A 15543-nucleotide genomic window follows, 5' to 3' on the forward strand; every position below is an offset into this window, starting at 1 on the left:
ACTACATGATTGTGTAGTGGCCGCCGGAGCGTCGGGCTTGCGCCGTCCGGCCCCCGGGTGTAGCAGCAGCGGTAGGAGCCCCCGGGCGTGGCAGGAACAGGGACTGTGGCAGGAACAGGGACACGGTATGGACCCCCAAGGACGATCGGACTCCCGAGCGCAGTGCCCGGGCGGGCCGGACGGCGGCGACTCCCCGACTCCGGAGCGTGACCAGGCGCGTGATCAGGCGGTCGTCTGGCGCAACTGGGCCCTGCAGCTCTTCGACCACCTGCCGATACCGACCGCCCTCTGCGACCCCTACGGCACGGTACTGCTGGCCAACCCCGCGATGGCCGCGGAGTGGGGCATCCTGCCCAGCCGCCTGACCGGGCGCAACGCGCTGGACCTCTTCAACCTCAAGACCCCGACCCGGCTGCACCCGATCGCCGATGCGGTACGGCTGCGCCGCAGGTCGCGCTACCCCATCGAGGTCTCCTGGTCCACCGGTACGGGTGCCGAGCGGCACGGGGAGCTCACCGTCGACCTGGTCAGCGACACCCCGGACGCCCCTCCGCACCTGCTCCTGCTGCTGCGGGTGCTGGACGAACCCGAACCACCCGCCACCGCCACCGCCCGGGTCAGCCCCGTGGAGGCGAGGATCCTCGCCCTGGTCGCGGGCGGCGCCACCAACACACAGATCGCCACCGCGGTGGGGCTGACCGTGGACGGGGTCAACTACCACCTGGGCCGCCTCTCCCGCCGCTGGAGCGCGGCCAACCGCACCGCCCTGGTCGCGCGGGCCTATGTGACGGGCGTCCTCGCTCCGGGCGTCTGGCCACCGGAACCCGCCGACCGCGCGTCCGTGTCACCGGCCTGAGGCGCCGGTACCCGGCTGCCCCGACTGCTCGCGGACGGCCCGGCGCAGCAGCTGGGCCAGGTGGATCGCCCGGCGCCCGCCCGAGAGCTGGGCGATCTGGGTGCGGCAGCTGAAGCCGTCCGCGAGCAGGACGGTGTCGGGAGCGGCGGCCCGGACGGCCGGGAGCAGGACGCGCTCGGCTGCCGCGACGGAGACCTCGTAGTGGCCGCGTTCGAAGCCGAAGTTGCCCGCCAGGCCGCAGCAGCCGGAGTCCGGGACCTGGTTGGCCAGGCCGATCCGGGCCTCGATCCGGCGGTCGGCGGCCGTGCCGAGGACGGCGTGCTGGTGGCAGTGCACCTGGGTGAGGCCCTGCGACTTCTCCTGCAGGAGGGGGAGTTCGACCCGGCTCTGGTCGAGGAACTCGGCGAGTGTGCGGACCCGGCCGGGGACGTCGCCGGCCGCCGCGCCGAGCAGTCTGGGCAGTTCCTCGCGGAGTGCGGCCGTGCAGCTCGGCTCGAGGCCGATCACCGGCAGCCCCGGGGGCAGTGCCCGCAGACTGCGCCGCATCACCGCGCGGGCGACGCCGAGCTGGCCGGTGGAGACCCAGGTGAGCCCGCAGCAGACCGGGCCCTGGGGGAGGCGGACCGCGAAGCCCAGGTGTTCGAGGACCTCGACGGCGGCCTTGGCCGGTTCGGGGTCCAGCAGGTTGGTGAAGGTGTCCGGCCAGAGCAGGACCGGTGCCGCGCCACGCCGGGTGCGGCGTACCCGGTGGCGGAACCAGTGCTCGAAGCTCTCGCCCGGCAGGGTGGGCAGTGCGCGCCGGGGGTCGATGCCGCCGAGGCGCTTGAGGACGGCCGACAGCCCCGGTGAGCCGAGCAGGCGCCCCGCGAGGTCCGGGGCGAGGGCGGTGGCGCGCAGGGTGAGCGGCAGCCAGCCCATCGAGTAGTGCGAGGCGGGTCGCGGCCGGTTTCTGTAGTGCTGGTGCAGGAACTCGCTCTTGTAGGTCGCCATGTCGACATGGACCGGGCAGTCGGCGGCGCAGCCCTTGCAGCTCAGGCAGAGGTCGAGCGCCTCCCGGACCTCCTCGGAGCGCCAGCCGCGCGTCACCGCACCGTCCGACCCGGGCACGGCTCCGCGCAGCATCTCGGCGAGCAGTCGCGCCCGGCCCCTGGTGGAGTGCCGCTCCTCCTCGGTGACCATGTAACTCGGGCACATCACACCGCTCCTGGTGTCCACGCACCTGGCGACCCCGACACAGCGGTGCACGGCCTTGAGCAGGCTGCCGTCGTCCTGCGGGTAGGGGAGGGCGAGCGGCAGGTCGCGGCCGGTGAAGCGCAGGTCGGCGTCGAGCGGACGCGGGTCGACCAGGACACCGGGGTTGAGCAGGTTCGCCGGGTCCCAGATCCGCTTGAACCTCCCGAAAAGACCGATCACTTCGGCCGGGTACATCCGGGACAGCAGCTCCGCGCGGGCCTGCCCGTCGCCGTGCTCACCGGAGAGCGAACCGCCGTGCGCCACCACCAGTTCGGCCGCCTCCGTCATGAACTCCCGGAACTCGGGCAGCCGCCCGGGCTCGGTGAGCGGGAAGTCCAGCCGCATGTGGATGCAGCCCTCGCCGAAGTGCCCGTACGGGACGCCCCGCAGGCCGTGCCGGCGCAGCAGGGCGCGCAGTTCGCGCAGGTACCCGCCGAGCCGCTCCACCGGGACCGCCGAGTCCTCCCAGCCGGGCCACGCCTGACTGCCGCCGGGCAGCCGGGTGACGATCCCCGCACCCGCCTCCCGTACGCCCCACAGCTGGCGCTGCTCACCCGGGTCGATGACCACGGTGACCGCGGCGGACCGCTCGCGGCGGACCGCCTGGGCCAACTCCCGTGCGCGGTCCAGGGCTTCGGGCTCACTCGGGCCGCCGGTCTCCAGGAAGAGCCAGCACTCACCCGCCGGAAGCCGGTCCAGCGCGGGCGGGCGGGGACCGGCGGCCAGCAGCGCGGCGATCAGGTCGGCGGCCATGCCCTCGACGGTGAGCGGGCGCAGCGGCAGCAGGGCGGGTACGGCGTCGGCGGCCGCGGTCTCGTCCGGGTACCCGGCGATGACCAGGGCCCGGGCGGCGGGTGCCTCCACCAGCCGTACCGTGGCGCCGAGCAGCAGTGCCAGGCTGCCCTCGCTGCCGGTGAAGGCGCGGGCGAGATCGTGACCGTGCTCGGGCAGCAGGGCGTCCAGCGCATAGCCGGAGGTGCGGCGGGGGAGGTCCGGCATGCCCTGGCGGATCGTGCCGAGACCGGCGGCGGTGAGGTCCTGGAGGGCGCGGTGAAGTTCGCCCTCGCGGCCGGGGCGTTCGCGCAGCCGGGAGCGCTCGGCGGGGGAGAGCGGTCCGGTGACGGTGAGTCCGGTGCCGTCGGCCAGCAGCAGGTCGAGCGAGTGCAGATTGTCCGAGGTGCGCCCCCAGGCCACCGAGTGGGCGCCGCAGGAGTTGTTGCCGATCATGCCGCCGAGCGTGCAGCGGCTGTGCGTGGACGGGTCGGGCCCGAACCGCAGCCCGTACGGGCGGGCCGCCGCCTGCAGTTCGTCCAGCACCGCCCCGGGCTCGACCCGGGCGGTGCGGGCCTGAGGGTCGACGGCGAGCACCCGGTTGACGTGCCGCCGGAAGTCCAGCACCACCGCCCCCGGCCCGATCGCCTGCCCGCCGACACTGGTACCCGCGCCACGCGGCACCAGCGGCACCCCGAACTCACGGCAGAGCGCCAGCGCGGCCCGGACGTCGTCGGCGTCGGCGGGCTTGACCACGCCGAGCGGAAGGTGCCGGTAGTTGGAGGCGTCGTGGCTGTAAACCGTGCGTTCGGCCGCGCCGAAGCGCACCTCGCCGCGGACGGCCCCGCGGAGCTCTTCCCGCAGCGCCCGGGCGAGAGGGTCGGAAGCAGAAGTGGTCGCCATAGCGGGATCATCGCAGCGGCGGCCCCGAACGGGCAGAGGGCGCCACGGCGACCGGCCGACTTGCCGTCGGCTCCGCTGCTCCGGTCGCGCCGCGCCCTCGACGCGAACGCGTCGAGGTCCACGGTGCTCGTGGCGCCCTGTCAGCCCATCGTGCGTGCATGGCTCTACCGCCGCCGAAAGCGCGCCCGCTCCGGTCTGCGACCCCGGCCGCCCACTGCCCCCGGATGGGGCGGCCGGGGTCGCGGGCCGGATCAGGAGCGGGCGACGGCGTTGCGGGCGATCTGGGAGAGCTTGGCCACCTCGAAGGCGGCGTACGCGCCGCTGGAGAGCAGCGAGAACTTGATGCCCTCGCGCCCGTCCGGGCGGCGGTAGCCCTCGGGCAGGTACGAGCGGTAGTACTCGTTGGCGCGGTGGAAGAACTGCGGGCGCTCGGCGCGCGGGACGCAGCCGCCGAGGTCGAAGACGAACAGGAAGTTGCGGATCATCCGGGTGAACAGGAACGGCCGGGCGGCGGCGAACTCCTGGTGCTCGCCGAGGAGTTCGAAGCTCCGTCCGTACTGGTCGAAGATGTCGAAGTGGCTGCTGCCGGGCGATCCGGTCGGGTGGAGGGTGTGCCTGCGGCGGATCCGCACGCACTCCTGATCCAGTGCCGCGACCCGCTTCGCGGCGAGGAGCGACTGGTGCACCACGGGGATCTCCTCGTAGTGGCCGTCGGGGAAGCTCGGCAGGGCGGCGTCCCGGCGCAGCAGGCGGTCCCAGACCAGCGGCGGCGCACCGAAGACCTCCGGGCGGTCCTGCGGTGCGAAGACCTCGGTCCCGGCCGAGGCCAGGACCCTCGCCGCGCCGCCCGGCCAGACCCGGTCCCGGTACTCGCGCGAGTGTCCGAACAGCAGGACGTCCACCTCGCCGGTCTCGGCCAGCCGGTCGGCCAGCGCCTGCATCGCGTCCGGCTGCACCACATGGTCGCTGTCCAGGAAGAGCAGGTACTCGCCCTTGGCGTGCGCAGCCCCCGCGTTGCGGCTGCGTCCGACGCCGACGGCGGCGTCCAGCCGCAGCACGGTCACCCGGGTGTCGCGCATCTCGTACGCCTCGGTGAGGCGCTCGGGGGCGTCCGGGGACTTGTCGACGACCAGTACGACCTCGAAGTCGCGGAAGGACTGGGAGAGGAGCGAGTCCAGACAGTCCTTCAACTGTTGCTGTTGATCGTAGGCGGGGAGCACTACGGAGATCAGTGGGGAGGGCATGGGCGGGAGGCTAAAGGCGTGTACACGTCCGAGCAAGGGTCAAAATGGCCCTGAAAGTGCCCAATACCGGTCAAAGCACGGCTGGTGTACGCGATATCTTCACCAGACTGCCACGGGTTTCTGCGAACCTGAGAGCCAGTCAGCAACGTACGCGCGAGGCGGACATCCCGGGGTCACGCACATGGTCGAGGGGTGGCGCGCGCGGGAGGAGGGCCCGTTCCGGTCGTGGTCTCCGCTGTCACCGTGCGCGTGAACGCGTGTGCTCGGGTGTGTGTGGGCGAGGGGAGTCAGCGGTGCCCGGGCTCAGTACGCGTGGTGGACCTGCCAGAAGGACCAGGCGTCGCAGGGGCTGCCGTAGACCTCGTTCATGTAGCCCAGACCCCACTTGATCTGGGTCGCCGGGTTGGTGCGCCAGTCGGCGCCGGCCGAGGCCATCTTCGAGGCGGGCAGGGCCTGCACCAGGCCGTAGGCGCCCGAACTCGGGTTGGTGGCAGTGACGTCCCAGCTGCTTTCGCGGGTCACGATGTTCTCGAAGCACTGGAGCTGGCTCGCCGGGACGATCTGCGCGGCGATCTGCCGAGGGGTCCCGGAGTAGGTGCCGTCCAGGGTGGCCCGCTGCTGGGAGCGCGAGGCGGCGTCGGCCTGGGCCCTGGCCTCCGCGTCGGCCTGTGCCTGCGCTTGTGCCTGTGCCTGGGCCTGCGCCTTCGCCTGGGCGTCCGCGGCGGCCTTGGCCTGGGCGTCCGCCTGAGCCTGCGCCTGCGCCTGGGCTCCGGCGGGCTGCTGGTTCCGGGCGGCCTCGCCGGTGGTGGCGGGGGTCGGCGCCGCGGCCGAGGCGGGGGTGGTGTCCTGCGGCAGGGCCAGTGCGAGGGTGGCGGAGCCTGCGACGGCGAGAGTGGCGACGCCGGTGATGACGGCGTTGCGGCGGTTCCTGCCGAGCTGCGAAAGCTGCGAGAGCTGGGGGAGCTGCGGGAGCTTCGGGCGCTGCATGGAGGAACTGACCTCTTCCGTCGGGCTGGAACCATGGGTGGGCACACCCGTGTGCGGGCACACGGGTGTCGCGAAGCGCGCTCGGGGAGAACGGCCCGCGTACCGTGCCGGACGGCCTCGCACCCGGCGGGGCGGCGGAGCGGCGGGCGGCGCGACGGGTCGATCCGGGGGCGGACCGGCCACGCTGCGTTGCGACCGGGACATTCTTTGCAGAGGCTTCCGGGTGTTTCAACGCCCACCACTACTACTGGCGGTCGTAGAACGGCGGAACGTCCGGTGGACGGCCGGGCGCGATCGCCGGCGTGCCCGGAGTCCGCACAGCCGGAACCCGGTGGCTGTCCCAGTCCGTGATCACGGCTCTGACCAGTGGAGTTCCCGAGGTCCGACCGCTCGGGCGGTGCTCCGGCGGATGGTCGGACCGCGCCGCCGGTGGCCTGGCAACTATCGAGGGCAGTAGTCGGTGCAGTGGGTGTGGGCGGCCTCACAGGCGGCGCGCCGCCGTGCTGGCGCAACGTGATCGGCCGATTGCGGACAGCGGGCCACCAGGGGGCCCGCCGAGCGCGGAGTGCGTGGCAGGCGGCACCGGCGGCGGTGGTCCCGATGCCAGGGCGTCCAGCCGGAGCGGATCCCGGTCGACCGCTCCGGACGGCGGCATGGATGGCGGCCCGGGCCCCTTCCGGGTTCGTGGGCCGTGGAGGGGTCCGGGCCGCTCGGGGAGGATCAGGGGAGGAGCAGTATCCGGCCGAGCTGGGACCGGTCCTCCAGCAGGCGGTGGGCCGTGACCGCCTCGGTGAGCGGAAGCCGGGCGTGAACGGTCGTGCGCAGCTTCCCGCTCACCGTGTACCCGGTGACCTCGGCGACCTCCCGCCGGGCCTGTTCGGGGTCGGCCGCGCGCCAGGCCAGCAGGGAGAACCCGGTCACGGTCCGCAGGCCGAAGATGCCGGTGACCGGAACGTCGGCGAACTCGCCGCCCGCGACCCCGTACACCACCAGGCGGCCGAAGGGGGCGAGCAGATCGAGGCTCTGGCGCAGGACGTCGCCGCCGACGGGGTCGAGGGCGACGTCCACCCCGCGCGGTGCGGCCTTGCGGACCTGGTCGGCCCAGTCCTCGTCGGTGTAGTTCACGGCGACGTCGGCGCCGAGCTCACGGGCGAAGCGCAGTTTCGCCGCCGAACTCGCCGTGGCGATGACGGTGCCTGCACCGAGCACCCTGGCGAGCTGCACCGCCAGGTGGCCGATACCGCCGGCGGCGGCGTGCACGAGGACGGTCTCGCCGGGCGAGAGCCGGCCGCTGCGCAGTGCCCGCAGGGCCACGGGGGCGCCCAGGGGCAGCATGCTGGCCGCGCCGAGGTCGAGCCCGTCGGGCACCGGGGCGAGCCAGGCCGCATCGGCGACCACGTAGTCGGCGAAGGCGTCCTCGGCCAGCGCGGCGACCCGCCGGCCGGTCAGGCCGGCATCGACACCGGCTCCGACGCTCTGCACCGGGCCCACCACGTCGCCGGTGAGCTTGCCGGGCAGCGGACGACGGAAGATCTCGCCGCTGGACGGCCCCTTGCGGATCTGGACGTCGACGAAGTTGGCGCCGATCGCCTCGGCGCGGATGAGCACCTGGCCCGGCCCTGGAGCGGGGATGTCGGCCTCTTCCATGACGAGGACCTCCGGGCCCCCGTACTCGTAGTAGCGCACGCGTCGCATCATGCCTCCATGCCCGAAGGTAAACTTGACCAGCGGTCAGGTTCTGTGGAGCGACCGTACTGGACCGCCGGTCCAGTTGTCTATGAGAAGGCGGAACGAGAACCCATGACCCAGGCCCGACCCGAACGCGCCGACGCGGCGCGCAACCGGCGAGCGATCCTGCTGGCGACCGAGGAGCTTCTGACGAGGCTCCCTCCCGAGCAGATCTCGATGGAGCGGATCGCCGCCGCGGCCGGCGTCGGCAAGGGCACCGTGTTCCACCGCTTCGGTAGCCGGATGGGCCTGATGACGGCACTGATGGAGGAGCGGGCGCTCGCCCTGAGCGAGGCCGTCACGGCGGGCCCGCCGCCGCTGGGCCCGGGCGCGCCGCCACGGGAGCGCCTGCTCGCGTTCCTGGACGGTGTCATCGAGGTGGTCAGCCGGAACAAGGGGCTGCTGGCCGCGCTCGGCCACGCCGCCGCGGCGGCCCCCCGGAGCGAGGAGGACCCGCAGGACCCCCGCCCCGTCCACCGGCTCTGGCACGGCCATATCAGCGCGCTGATCGCTCAGGCCCGCCCCGACCTGGACGCCGACCTCCTCGCCCACCTGCTGCTCGGGTCCCTGGGCGGCGAGGCCGTCCTGCGGCTGCTGGCACAGGGCGAAGGAAAGCGTGTCGCCGCCTCGCTGCACCTGCTGACCGCGGCCGTGCTCGACTCCCCGCCGGCCGGCTGAGCCGCGTAAACGGAGCATGCCCGCGCGGAGCGCGCCTGCGCCGGTGGGAGCCGGGAGGCGCAGGCTGTAAGGGGGAGAGCGAGCGGATCGGAGGTCGGGCCGTGTACTTCACCGATCGACGGGACGCCGGCCGGCAGCTGGCCGCCCGGCTGACGCGGCTGCGCGGCCAGGACGCGGTGGTGGTCGGTCTGCCGCGCGGCGGTGTGCCGGTGGCGGCCGAGGTCGCCGAGGCGCTGGACGTGCCGCTGGACATCTGTGTGATCAGGAAGCTGGGCGCGCCGTTCCAGCCCGAACTCGGCCTCGGCGCGATCGGCGAGGGCGGTGTGCGGGTGCTCAACCGGGAGGTGATGCGGCTCGCCGGGGTCACGGAGGAGCAGCTGGCGCCGGTCGAGGAACGCGAGCGCGCCGAACTTGCCCGCCGGGTGGCCCGCTACCGCGAGGACCGCACCGCGATCCCGCTCACCGGGCGGACCGTGGTGGTGGTCGACGACGGTGTGGCCACCGGCTCCACCGCACGCGCGGCCTGCCAGATCGTCCGGCGCCTGGGCGCCGGACGGGTGGTGCTCGCGGTGCCGGTGGCGCCGACGGACTGGGTGGCCCGGCTGGGCGAGGACGCCGACGAACTGGTGGCCGTCCGTACGCCGACGGCCTTCTACGCGATCGGGCAGTTCTACCAGGACTTCGAGCAGACCTCCGACCGGGAGGTCGCCGTCTGCCTGGACCGTGCCGCCCGGCGGACGGCGGCCGCCGAGGAGGAGGTCCCGGCGACGCGCCACGAGCCCTCCGGGCGAGGTCCGGCCGGGCACTTCGGTGGCCCCGAGAGTGAGGCCGACGATCCTCCGGCGGCCCGCCACGGCCACTTCAGGATCGGAGTGCACAGGAGCGCGCGCGGGCACTCGGGCGGCGGCGACCCGGCGGGCCAGAGCGGGGATCCGGCGGACCAAGGCGGCGGCGACCCGGCGGGCCAGAGCGGGGATCCGGCGGGCCAGGGCGGCGGCGACCCGGCGGACCTGCTCGGCTCGCCCGGACAGCGGGAGGTCGAACTTCCGCTGGGCGGCGGCCGGTTGGGCGGAACGCTGACGCTGCCGCCCGAGGCCGGAGCGGCGGTGGTGCTGTTCGCGCACGGCAGCGGCAGCAGCCGGCACAGCCCGCGCAACCGCTTCGTCGCCGAGCGGCTCCAGCGCGTCGGACTGGCGACCCTGCTGTTCGACCTGCTGACCGAGGTCGAGGCCGCCGACCGTGCCAAGGTCTTCGACATCGAGCTGCTGGCCGGGCGGCTGACCGAGGCCACCCGCTGGCTGCGGGCCCAGCCCGGGGCCGAGCGGCGGCCGATCGGGTACTTCGGCGCCAGCACCGGCGCGGCTGCCGCACTGGTCGCCGCCGCCGAGCCCGGGGCGGCGATCGGCGCGGTGGTCTCCCGGGGCGGCCGGCCCGACCTGGCCGGCGGCCGGCTGCCCGAGGTGGCGGCTCCCACGCTGCTCATCGTCGGCGGCGACGACCAGCTGGTACTGGAGCTGAACCGGGAGGCGCAGCTGAGGCTCCGCTGTGAGAACCGGCTGTCGGTGGTGCCCGGCGCCACCCATCTCTTCGAGGAGCCGGGCACCCTGGGCGCCGCGGCCGACCTGGCCGCCGACTGGTTCGCGGAGCATCTGCCGAAGGGTGCGGGTCGGACGGCCGACGGGCCCTGAGGTCCCGCAAGCACCGTGCGGACACGAATTGATCATGGATGCCACTCGGCCTCCCGGACGGCCGACCGGGCCGTTAGGCTGTGCCCCGCTGTAGGCGAAGTCATCCGGAGGTGGGTCGATTTGTCGGAACGTCAGGGTGCGCAGCGCGATCTGATCGCGGTCGGGCGTGGATTCGACAACTGGGAGCCGCCGGAGATCGACACCTCGGTGCCGCACTCGGCGCGGATGTACGACTACTGGCTCGGCGGCAAGACCCACTTCGGGCCGGACCGCGCCCTGGGCGAGGTCATCGAGCAGGCCATCCCCTCCATCAAGACCATGGCCAGGGAGAACCGGACCTTCCTCGGCCGGGCCGTGCGCCACCTGGCGCGCGAGGCCGGGATCCGGCAGTTCCTGGACATCGGCACCGGCATCCCGACCGGTGGCAACACCCATGAGGTGGCCCAGGCCGAGGTGCCTGACAGCCGTGTGGTGTACGTCGACAACGACCCGATCGTGCTCGCCCACGCCCGTGCCCTGATGGTGAGCGACGGACCGGGCGAGACCGCCTACATCCACGCCGACCTGCGGCAGCCCGAGGCGATCCTGGCCCACCCCGCGCTGACCGGGACCCTGGACCTCGACGAGCCGGTCGGCCTGATGCTGGTCGCCATCCTGATGCTGCTGCGCGACGAGGAGGACCCCAAGGGCAAGGTCGCCGCCCTGCTGGACGCGCTGCCCTCCGGCAGCCATGTGGTGATCACCCACCCGACCGGCGACTGGGACCCCGAGGCGATGAGGACCGTGGCCGCCAAGGCGGCGGAGAGCCGGATGACGATTGTCCCGCGCACCCGTGCCCAGGTCGAGGAGTTCTTCGGCGGCTGGGAGCTGCTGGAGCCCGGCGTCACCCCGGTGATGGCCTGGCGGCCGGACGGCGAGCCGCCGGCCGACCCGTACGGCGCGTACTACTGGGCGGGCGTGGCCCGCAAGCCGTGATCCGGTAGCAGTCTCCGCCCGCGCCCCGGTGCCGGGCGCCCATACGACGGCTTCGCCCGCTGCCCTCGGGGGCAGCGGGCGAAGCGGGGGCTGAGGCGGATCAGCTCTCGGCAGGGGCCTCGACGGCGGCGGCCTTGCGGCGCCGGCCGACCACGAACGAGGCGGCGAGCACCACGGCGGCGGCGGCCAGGGAGAGGATCATCTGGGTGAGACCGTCGGGGCTGGTGCACATGTAGATCATCACGAAGGCGATCATCCCGATGGTGACCCAGGTCAGGTACGGGTAGAGCCACATCCGCACCGCGAGCTTCTCGGGCGACTCGCGCTCCAGGATCCGGCGCAGCCGCAGCTGGGAGGCGGCGATCACCAGCCAGACGAACAGCGCCACCGCACCCGAGGAGTTCAGCAGGAACTGGAACACGGTGTCCGGCCACATGTAGTTGAAGAACACCGCGAAGAAGCCGAAGACGGTGGACACCAGGATCGCCGTGCGCGGCACGCCCCGGCCGCTGACCTTGGAGAAGGCGCGCGGCGCGTCACCGCGCTGGCTGAGCGAGAAGGCCATCCGCGAGGCGGTGTACAGGCCGGAGTTGAGGCAGGAGAGCACCGCGGTGAGGACGATCACGTCCATCACCCGGCCCGCGCCCGGGATGCCCACGTGGTCGAGGACGGCGACGTACGGGCTGCCCTTGACGGCGTCGGAGTTCCAGGGGATCAGGGTGACCACGATGGCGATCGAGCCCAGGTAGAAGACGGCGATACGCCAGATCACGCTGTTGGTGGCCTTGCGGACGGCGGTCTTGGGGTCGGGGGTCTCGCCCGCCGCGAGGGTGACGATCTCGCTGCCCATGAAGGCGAACACCACGGTGAGCATGCCGGTGAAGACCGCGCCGATGCCGTGCGGCAGGAAGCCGCCGTTACCGGTCAGGTTGGTCATGCCCGGAGAGTGCGTCCCCGGCAGGACCCCGAAGATCGCCAAGGCCCCGACCACGATGAAGGCCATGATCGCGACGACCTTGATGCCCGCGAACCAGAACTCGAACTCGCCGTAGGAGGAGACGGAGGAGAGGTTGGTCGCGGTGAGCACGGCCATCACTATCAGAGCGAACGCCCATTGCGGCACCCCCGGCATCCAGCCGTTGAGGATCTTGGCACCGGCGGTGGCCTCGACGGCGAGCACCACCACCCAGAAGAACCAGTAGAGCCAGCCGATCGAGAACCCGGCCCACCGGCCGAGCGCCCGGTCCGCGTAGGCGGAGAACGAACCGCTCTGCGGGTCCGCGACCGCCATCTCTCCGAGCATCCGCATGACCATCACGACCAGGACGCCGGCCAGCAGGTAGGAGAGGAGGATGCCGGGGCCGGTGGACGCGATACCGGCGCCCGAGCCGACGAACAGACCGGCGCCGATCACACCGCCGATCGCGATCATCGAGAGGTGCCGGTTCTTCAGGCCTGCCTGAAGATGACCGTGGCCTCCGCCGTGGCTGCCCGGGTTTGCCGGGCCGTGGCCTGTTGCGCCTGTCTGCTGCTGGGGCACCTTGGTCACCTTGGTGGTTTCCATGCTCATCAGGTGTGACTGCCTTCCCAACACGCGGGCTCTCGGTCTGTGATGACAGAGGTGGGGACAGGATCCGCGCGTTGGGTCGAAACGTAGCTACTAAAACCGAACAACGGAAGCTTTGCGCACAAATTGTTGCCTCGGTGGGCACAGAAACTTTACGTAATTGAGCGAGGCGAGAGGTTACCGACGCGTTGCGTGTGGCGTGCGCGCCGGCGGCGTACGGAAGACGCAGTCGCCGCACAGACCGCCGCCCGGGGCGCGGTAGTAGAGACAGCAGGTGGAGCGGCGGTACGCCGTCCCGTGCAGCGTGCCCGTGCCGGCCAGCGGAGCCCGGCCGAGCAGCTCGGCCGCCAGCGGCCAGGCGGTGCGCTCCGCGTCCGGGCGGTGCGCGAGGAGCTGGCGTACCGCGCCGACCAGGGCGGACGCGGCGTTGCCCCACAGCAGGCGCTCGGAGACGGGGGTCGCGGTCGCCGTACGGACGGTGGCGGCCAGCGGAGCGAGCACCGTGGCGACCACGGTGTGATGAAGCACACCCGCGAGGTCCGGGGCGGGGACGGGGCCGGGCAGGCGGAGCTCGAGCATGCCCCGCGACGGGTACCGCCAGTAGGCGCGATCGGGGTCGAGGTCCGGTACCGAGCCGGTGAGCCGGGCCGTTCCCAGCGCCACCGACCAGAAGCGGGCGGCGAGGCCGAGCTGGGCGATCGAGGCGGCGACCCGCGGTTCCGCGGTGCCCAGCCGCGCGGCCACGACCGCGATCCGCTGGGCCATGAACCCCTCCGGTCCGCCCGCGTACAGCTCGCGCAACGGTCTGAAGTCCGCCGGCCGGTCGCTCGCGGAGTCGGCTTCGACGGCGAAGTACGGCCCTGCGGCGCTGACTTCGCGGTACACCTCGGCGGCAGACGGTTCCTGGGACACGGCCGTCAGCCTAGGGCGCCCGGCGGCGCTCCGCCGTATTGGGCGGTGCCGATCGCGGCCGTGTCGGGGAGTGCGCGCACTTGGCGGAACCGGACGGGTTTGAACCGGCCGGTGGCACGCCAGGATTCGGGAATGACGGAATCCTCACTGCCTGTGATCCAGGTCTCAGACGAGGTACGGGAGGCCCTGGACCACCGCGCGCCCGTGGTGGCGCTGGAGTCCACGATCATCGCCCACGGTCTGCCCAGGCCCCGTAACCTGCGGGCGGCAACCGAGTTGGAGCAGCTGGTCAGGTCGGCCGGTGCCGTCCCCGCGACCGTCGCGGTGCTGGACGGGGTGCCGCGCGTCGGACTGGCGAAGGACGAGCTCGAACGGATCGCGAGCGACCGCTCGCTGCGCAAGCTGGGCTTCCGCGACCTCGCGCCGGCGGTCGCGAGCGGGGCGAGCGGGGCCACCACGGTCTCGGGGACGGCCTTCCTGGCCGCCCGCGCGGGGATCCGGGTGTTCGCCACCGGCGGGCTCGGCGGGGTCCACCGCCGCTGGACCACCACCCAGGACGAGTCCGCCGACCTCGCCCTGCTGGCGCGCACCAGGATCACCGTGGTCTGTGCCGGAGTGAAGTCCGTGCTGGACGTGCCCGCCACGCTGGAGCGGCTGGAGACACTGGGCGTCGCCGTCCTCGGCTACCGTACGGCCGAGTTCCCCGGCTTCTACCTGACCGGCTCGGGCCGGCCGGTGGACTGGACGGTGCACGAGCCCGCCGAGGTGGCGGCCGTGATGCGGGCCCAGGACGCGCTGGGCGGACTCGACTCGGCGGTGATCGTGGCCAACCCGGTGCCGGCGGGCGAACAGCTCGACCCGGCCCTGCACGACCGGGTGCTGGCGGAGGGGCTGGCGGCGGCCGACCGGGAGGGGATCGACGGCCAGGCCATCACGCCGTTCCTGCTCTCCTACCTGGCCGAGCACACCGGCGGCGCCTCGCTGGAGGCCAACCTGGCGGCGGTGCGCGGCAACGTCCGGCTCGGCGCGGAGATCGCCGTCCGCTGGGCCGGGCAGGGGGCCGGGCGATGAGCGCGCGGGAGCCGGGCGGCGCCCTGCTGGTGATCGGGGACGTGGTCACCGACGTCGTCGCCCTGCACGCCAACGCGCTCGCCCCGGACACCGACACCGCCGCCAGGATCGCCTTCCGGCCCGGCGGATCAGGAGCCAACACGGCGGCCTGGGCGGCCGGTTCGGGGGCCGAGGTGCGACTGCTCGCCCGGGTCGGCGCCAACTCGGCCGACTGGCACCGGGACGAGCTGAGCGCCGCCGGGGTCACCCCGCACCTGGTGGTGGACCACGAGGCCGCCACGGCGGTGGTGATCTCGCTGGTCGACGCCGCCGCCGAACGGACCCTGGTCACCGACGGCGGTGCCGCCGTCCGGCTCGGCAGCTCCGACTGGGACGCCGAGCTGCTGGACGGCGTGGCCCGTCTCCACCTCTCCGGCTACCTCTACTTCACCGAGCCGGGACGGAAGTTGGCGGACGCGGCCCGGACGGACGCCCGTGCGGCGGGCATCCCGGTGAGCGTGGATCCGGCGTCCACCGGCTTCATCGAACTGCTCGGCCTGCCCGCCTTCCTGGCCGCCGTCGGCGGCACCGAGCTGGTGCTGCCCAACCTCGCGGAGGCCCGGCTGCTCTCCGGGGCGTCCGATCCGGTGTCCGCCGCAGAGCGGCTCAGCGCGCTCCACGGCGAGGCGGTGGTGACCCTCGGCGCCGCCGGCGCGCTGGCCGCCCGCCGGGGAGCCCTGCTCGCCCGGGTGCCCGGCGTCGCCGCCCAGGCCGTGGACAGCACGGGTGCGGGCGACGCGTTCGCCGGCGGCTTCCTCGCCGCCCGGCTCGCCGGTGCCGATCTGGTGGAGGCCACGGCGGCCGGCTGCCGCACCGGTGCCGCCGCCGTCGAGGTCCTCGGCGGCCGCCCGCCGCTGCCCGGCTGACCGGGTGCACCGGCCCCGGACGGCG

Annotated in this window: 12 protein-coding genes; 6 read left to right on the top strand and 6 right to left on the bottom strand. The window is 73.5% G+C overall.

The window, feature by feature from the left end; translation table 11 throughout:
• Nucleotides 1-127: 127 nt before the first annotated feature.
• Nucleotides 128-856 (top strand): helix-turn-helix transcriptional regulator, encoded by a 729-nt coding sequence (locus ACSMTC_RS32865; RefSeq protein ID WP_436563378.1) that lies wholly within the window; start codon nt 128-130, stop codon nt 854-856.
• On the opposite strand, the gene ACSMTC_RS32870 is transcribed toward ACSMTC_RS32865, so the two are convergent.
• From ACSMTC_RS32870 to ACSMTC_RS32885, 4 genes are all read right to left on the bottom strand, one after another.
• Nucleotides 845-3763, bottom strand: a complete 2919-nt coding sequence (locus ACSMTC_RS32870; RefSeq protein ID WP_436563379.1) for an FAD-binding and (Fe-S)-binding domain-containing protein — start codon at nt 3761-3763, stop codon at nt 845-847. The genes ACSMTC_RS32865 and ACSMTC_RS32870 overlap by 12 nt on opposite strands.
• A gap of 251 nt (nt 3764-4014) precedes the next feature.
• Entirely contained in the window at nt 4015-5007 is a 993-nt protein-coding gene (locus tag ACSMTC_RS32875; protein WP_436563380.1) for a glycosyltransferase family 2 protein, read from the bottom strand.
• Between the two features lie 303 nt (nt 5008-5310).
• Complete coding sequence (locus ACSMTC_RS32880) at nt 5311-5994, bottom strand: aggregation-promoting factor C-terminal-like domain-containing protein (protein WP_436563381.1); 684 nt, start codon at nt 5992-5994, stop codon at nt 5311-5313.
• 720 nt (nt 5995-6714) lie between these two features.
• Nucleotides 6715-7689: a quinone oxidoreductase family protein gene (locus tag ACSMTC_RS32885; RefSeq protein ID WP_436563382.1), complete on the bottom strand. Its 975-nt coding sequence runs from the start codon at nt 7687-7689 to the stop codon at nt 6715-6717.
• 105 nt (nt 7690-7794) lie between these two features.
• On the opposite strand from ACSMTC_RS32885, the gene ACSMTC_RS32890 reads away from it, so the two are divergent.
• The 3 genes from ACSMTC_RS32890 (at nt 7795) to ACSMTC_RS32900 (ending at nt 11063) form a co-directional block, all read left to right on the top strand.
• Entirely contained in the window at nt 7795-8400 is a 606-nt protein-coding gene (locus ACSMTC_RS32890; RefSeq protein WP_436563383.1) for a TetR/AcrR family transcriptional regulator, read from the top strand.
• Between the two features lie 101 nt (nt 8401-8501).
• Nucleotides 8502-10088, top strand: a complete 1587-nt coding sequence (locus ACSMTC_RS32895; RefSeq protein ID WP_436563384.1) for a phosphoribosyltransferase family protein — start codon at nt 8502-8504, stop codon at nt 10086-10088.
• A gap of 120 nt (nt 10089-10208) precedes the next feature.
• Nucleotides 10209-11063 (top strand): SAM-dependent methyltransferase, encoded by an 855-nt coding sequence (locus tag ACSMTC_RS32900; protein ID WP_436563385.1) that lies wholly within the window; start codon nt 10209-10211, stop codon nt 11061-11063.
• Between the two features lie 100 nt (nt 11064-11163).
• Here the strand turns inward: ACSMTC_RS32900 and ACSMTC_RS32905 are convergent, their stop codons facing one another.
• Both ACSMTC_RS32905 and ACSMTC_RS32910 read right to left on the bottom strand, forming a co-directional pair.
• The gene (locus tag ACSMTC_RS32905; RefSeq protein ID WP_436564883.1) at nt 11164-12627 is read right to left on the bottom strand and encodes an amino acid permease; all 1464 of its coding nucleotides are present in this window, start codon (nt 12625-12627) and stop codon (nt 11164-11166) included.
• Nucleotides 12628-12807: 180 nt separating this feature from the next.
• Entirely contained in the window at nt 12808-13542 is a 735-nt protein-coding gene (locus ACSMTC_RS32910) for a (2Fe-2S)-binding protein (RefSeq protein WP_436563386.1), read from the bottom strand.
• 132 nt (nt 13543-13674) lie between these two features.
• Between ACSMTC_RS32910 and ACSMTC_RS32915 the strand changes: the two genes are divergently transcribed.
• Both ACSMTC_RS32915 and ACSMTC_RS32920 read left to right on the top strand, forming a co-directional pair.
• Nucleotides 13675-14613 (top strand): pseudouridine-5'-phosphate glycosidase, encoded by a 939-nt coding sequence (locus tag ACSMTC_RS32915; RefSeq protein WP_436563387.1) that lies wholly within the window; start codon nt 13675-13677, stop codon nt 14611-14613.
• Entirely contained in the window at nt 14610-15518 is a 909-nt protein-coding gene (locus ACSMTC_RS32920; protein ID WP_436563388.1) for a carbohydrate kinase family protein, read from the top strand. The genes ACSMTC_RS32915 and ACSMTC_RS32920 overlap by 4 nt, the downstream gene beginning before the upstream one ends.
• Nucleotides 15519-15543 lie beyond the last annotated feature (25 nt).

Origin of the sequence: Kitasatospora sp. HPM-01-4 (assembly GCF_051374625.1) — a bacterium.
Lineage (GTDB): Bacteria > Actinomycetota > Actinomycetes > Streptomycetales > Streptomycetaceae > Kitasatospora.

What these genes read in the sequence shown, in the direction of transcription:
- ACSMTC_RS32865 (WP_436563378.1), top strand. Translation starts at nt 128, where the DNA reads ATGGACCCCCAAGGACGATCGGACTCCCGAGCGCAGTGCCCGGGCGGG.
- ACSMTC_RS32870 (WP_436563379.1), bottom strand. Translation starts at nt 3,763, where the DNA reads ATGGCGACCACTTCTGCTTCCGACCCTCTCGCCCGGGCGCTGCGGGAA.
- ACSMTC_RS32875 (WP_436563380.1), bottom strand. Translation starts at nt 5,007, where the DNA reads ATGCCCTCCCCACTGATCTCCGTAGTGCTCCCCGCCTACGATCAACAG.
- ACSMTC_RS32880 (WP_436563381.1), bottom strand. Translation starts at nt 5,994, where the DNA reads ATGCAGCGCCCGAAGCTCCCGCAGCTCCCCCAGCTCTCGCAGCTTTCG.
- ACSMTC_RS32885 (WP_436563382.1), bottom strand. Translation starts at nt 7,689, where the DNA reads ATGCGACGCGTGCGCTACTACGAGTACGGGGGCCCGGAGGTCCTCGTC.
- ACSMTC_RS32890 (WP_436563383.1), top strand. Translation starts at nt 7,795, where the DNA reads ATGACCCAGGCCCGACCCGAACGCGCCGACGCGGCGCGCAACCGGCGA.
- ACSMTC_RS32905 (WP_436564883.1), bottom strand. Translation starts at nt 12,627, where the DNA reads ATGGAAACCACCAAGGTGACCAAGGTGCCCCAGCAGCAGACAGGCGCA.
- ACSMTC_RS32915 (WP_436563387.1), top strand. Translation starts at nt 13,675, where the DNA reads ATGACGGAATCCTCACTGCCTGTGATCCAGGTCTCAGACGAGGTACGG.
- ACSMTC_RS32920 (WP_436563388.1), top strand. Translation starts at nt 14,610, where the DNA reads ATGAGCGCGCGGGAGCCGGGCGGCGCCCTGCTGGTGATCGGGGACGTG.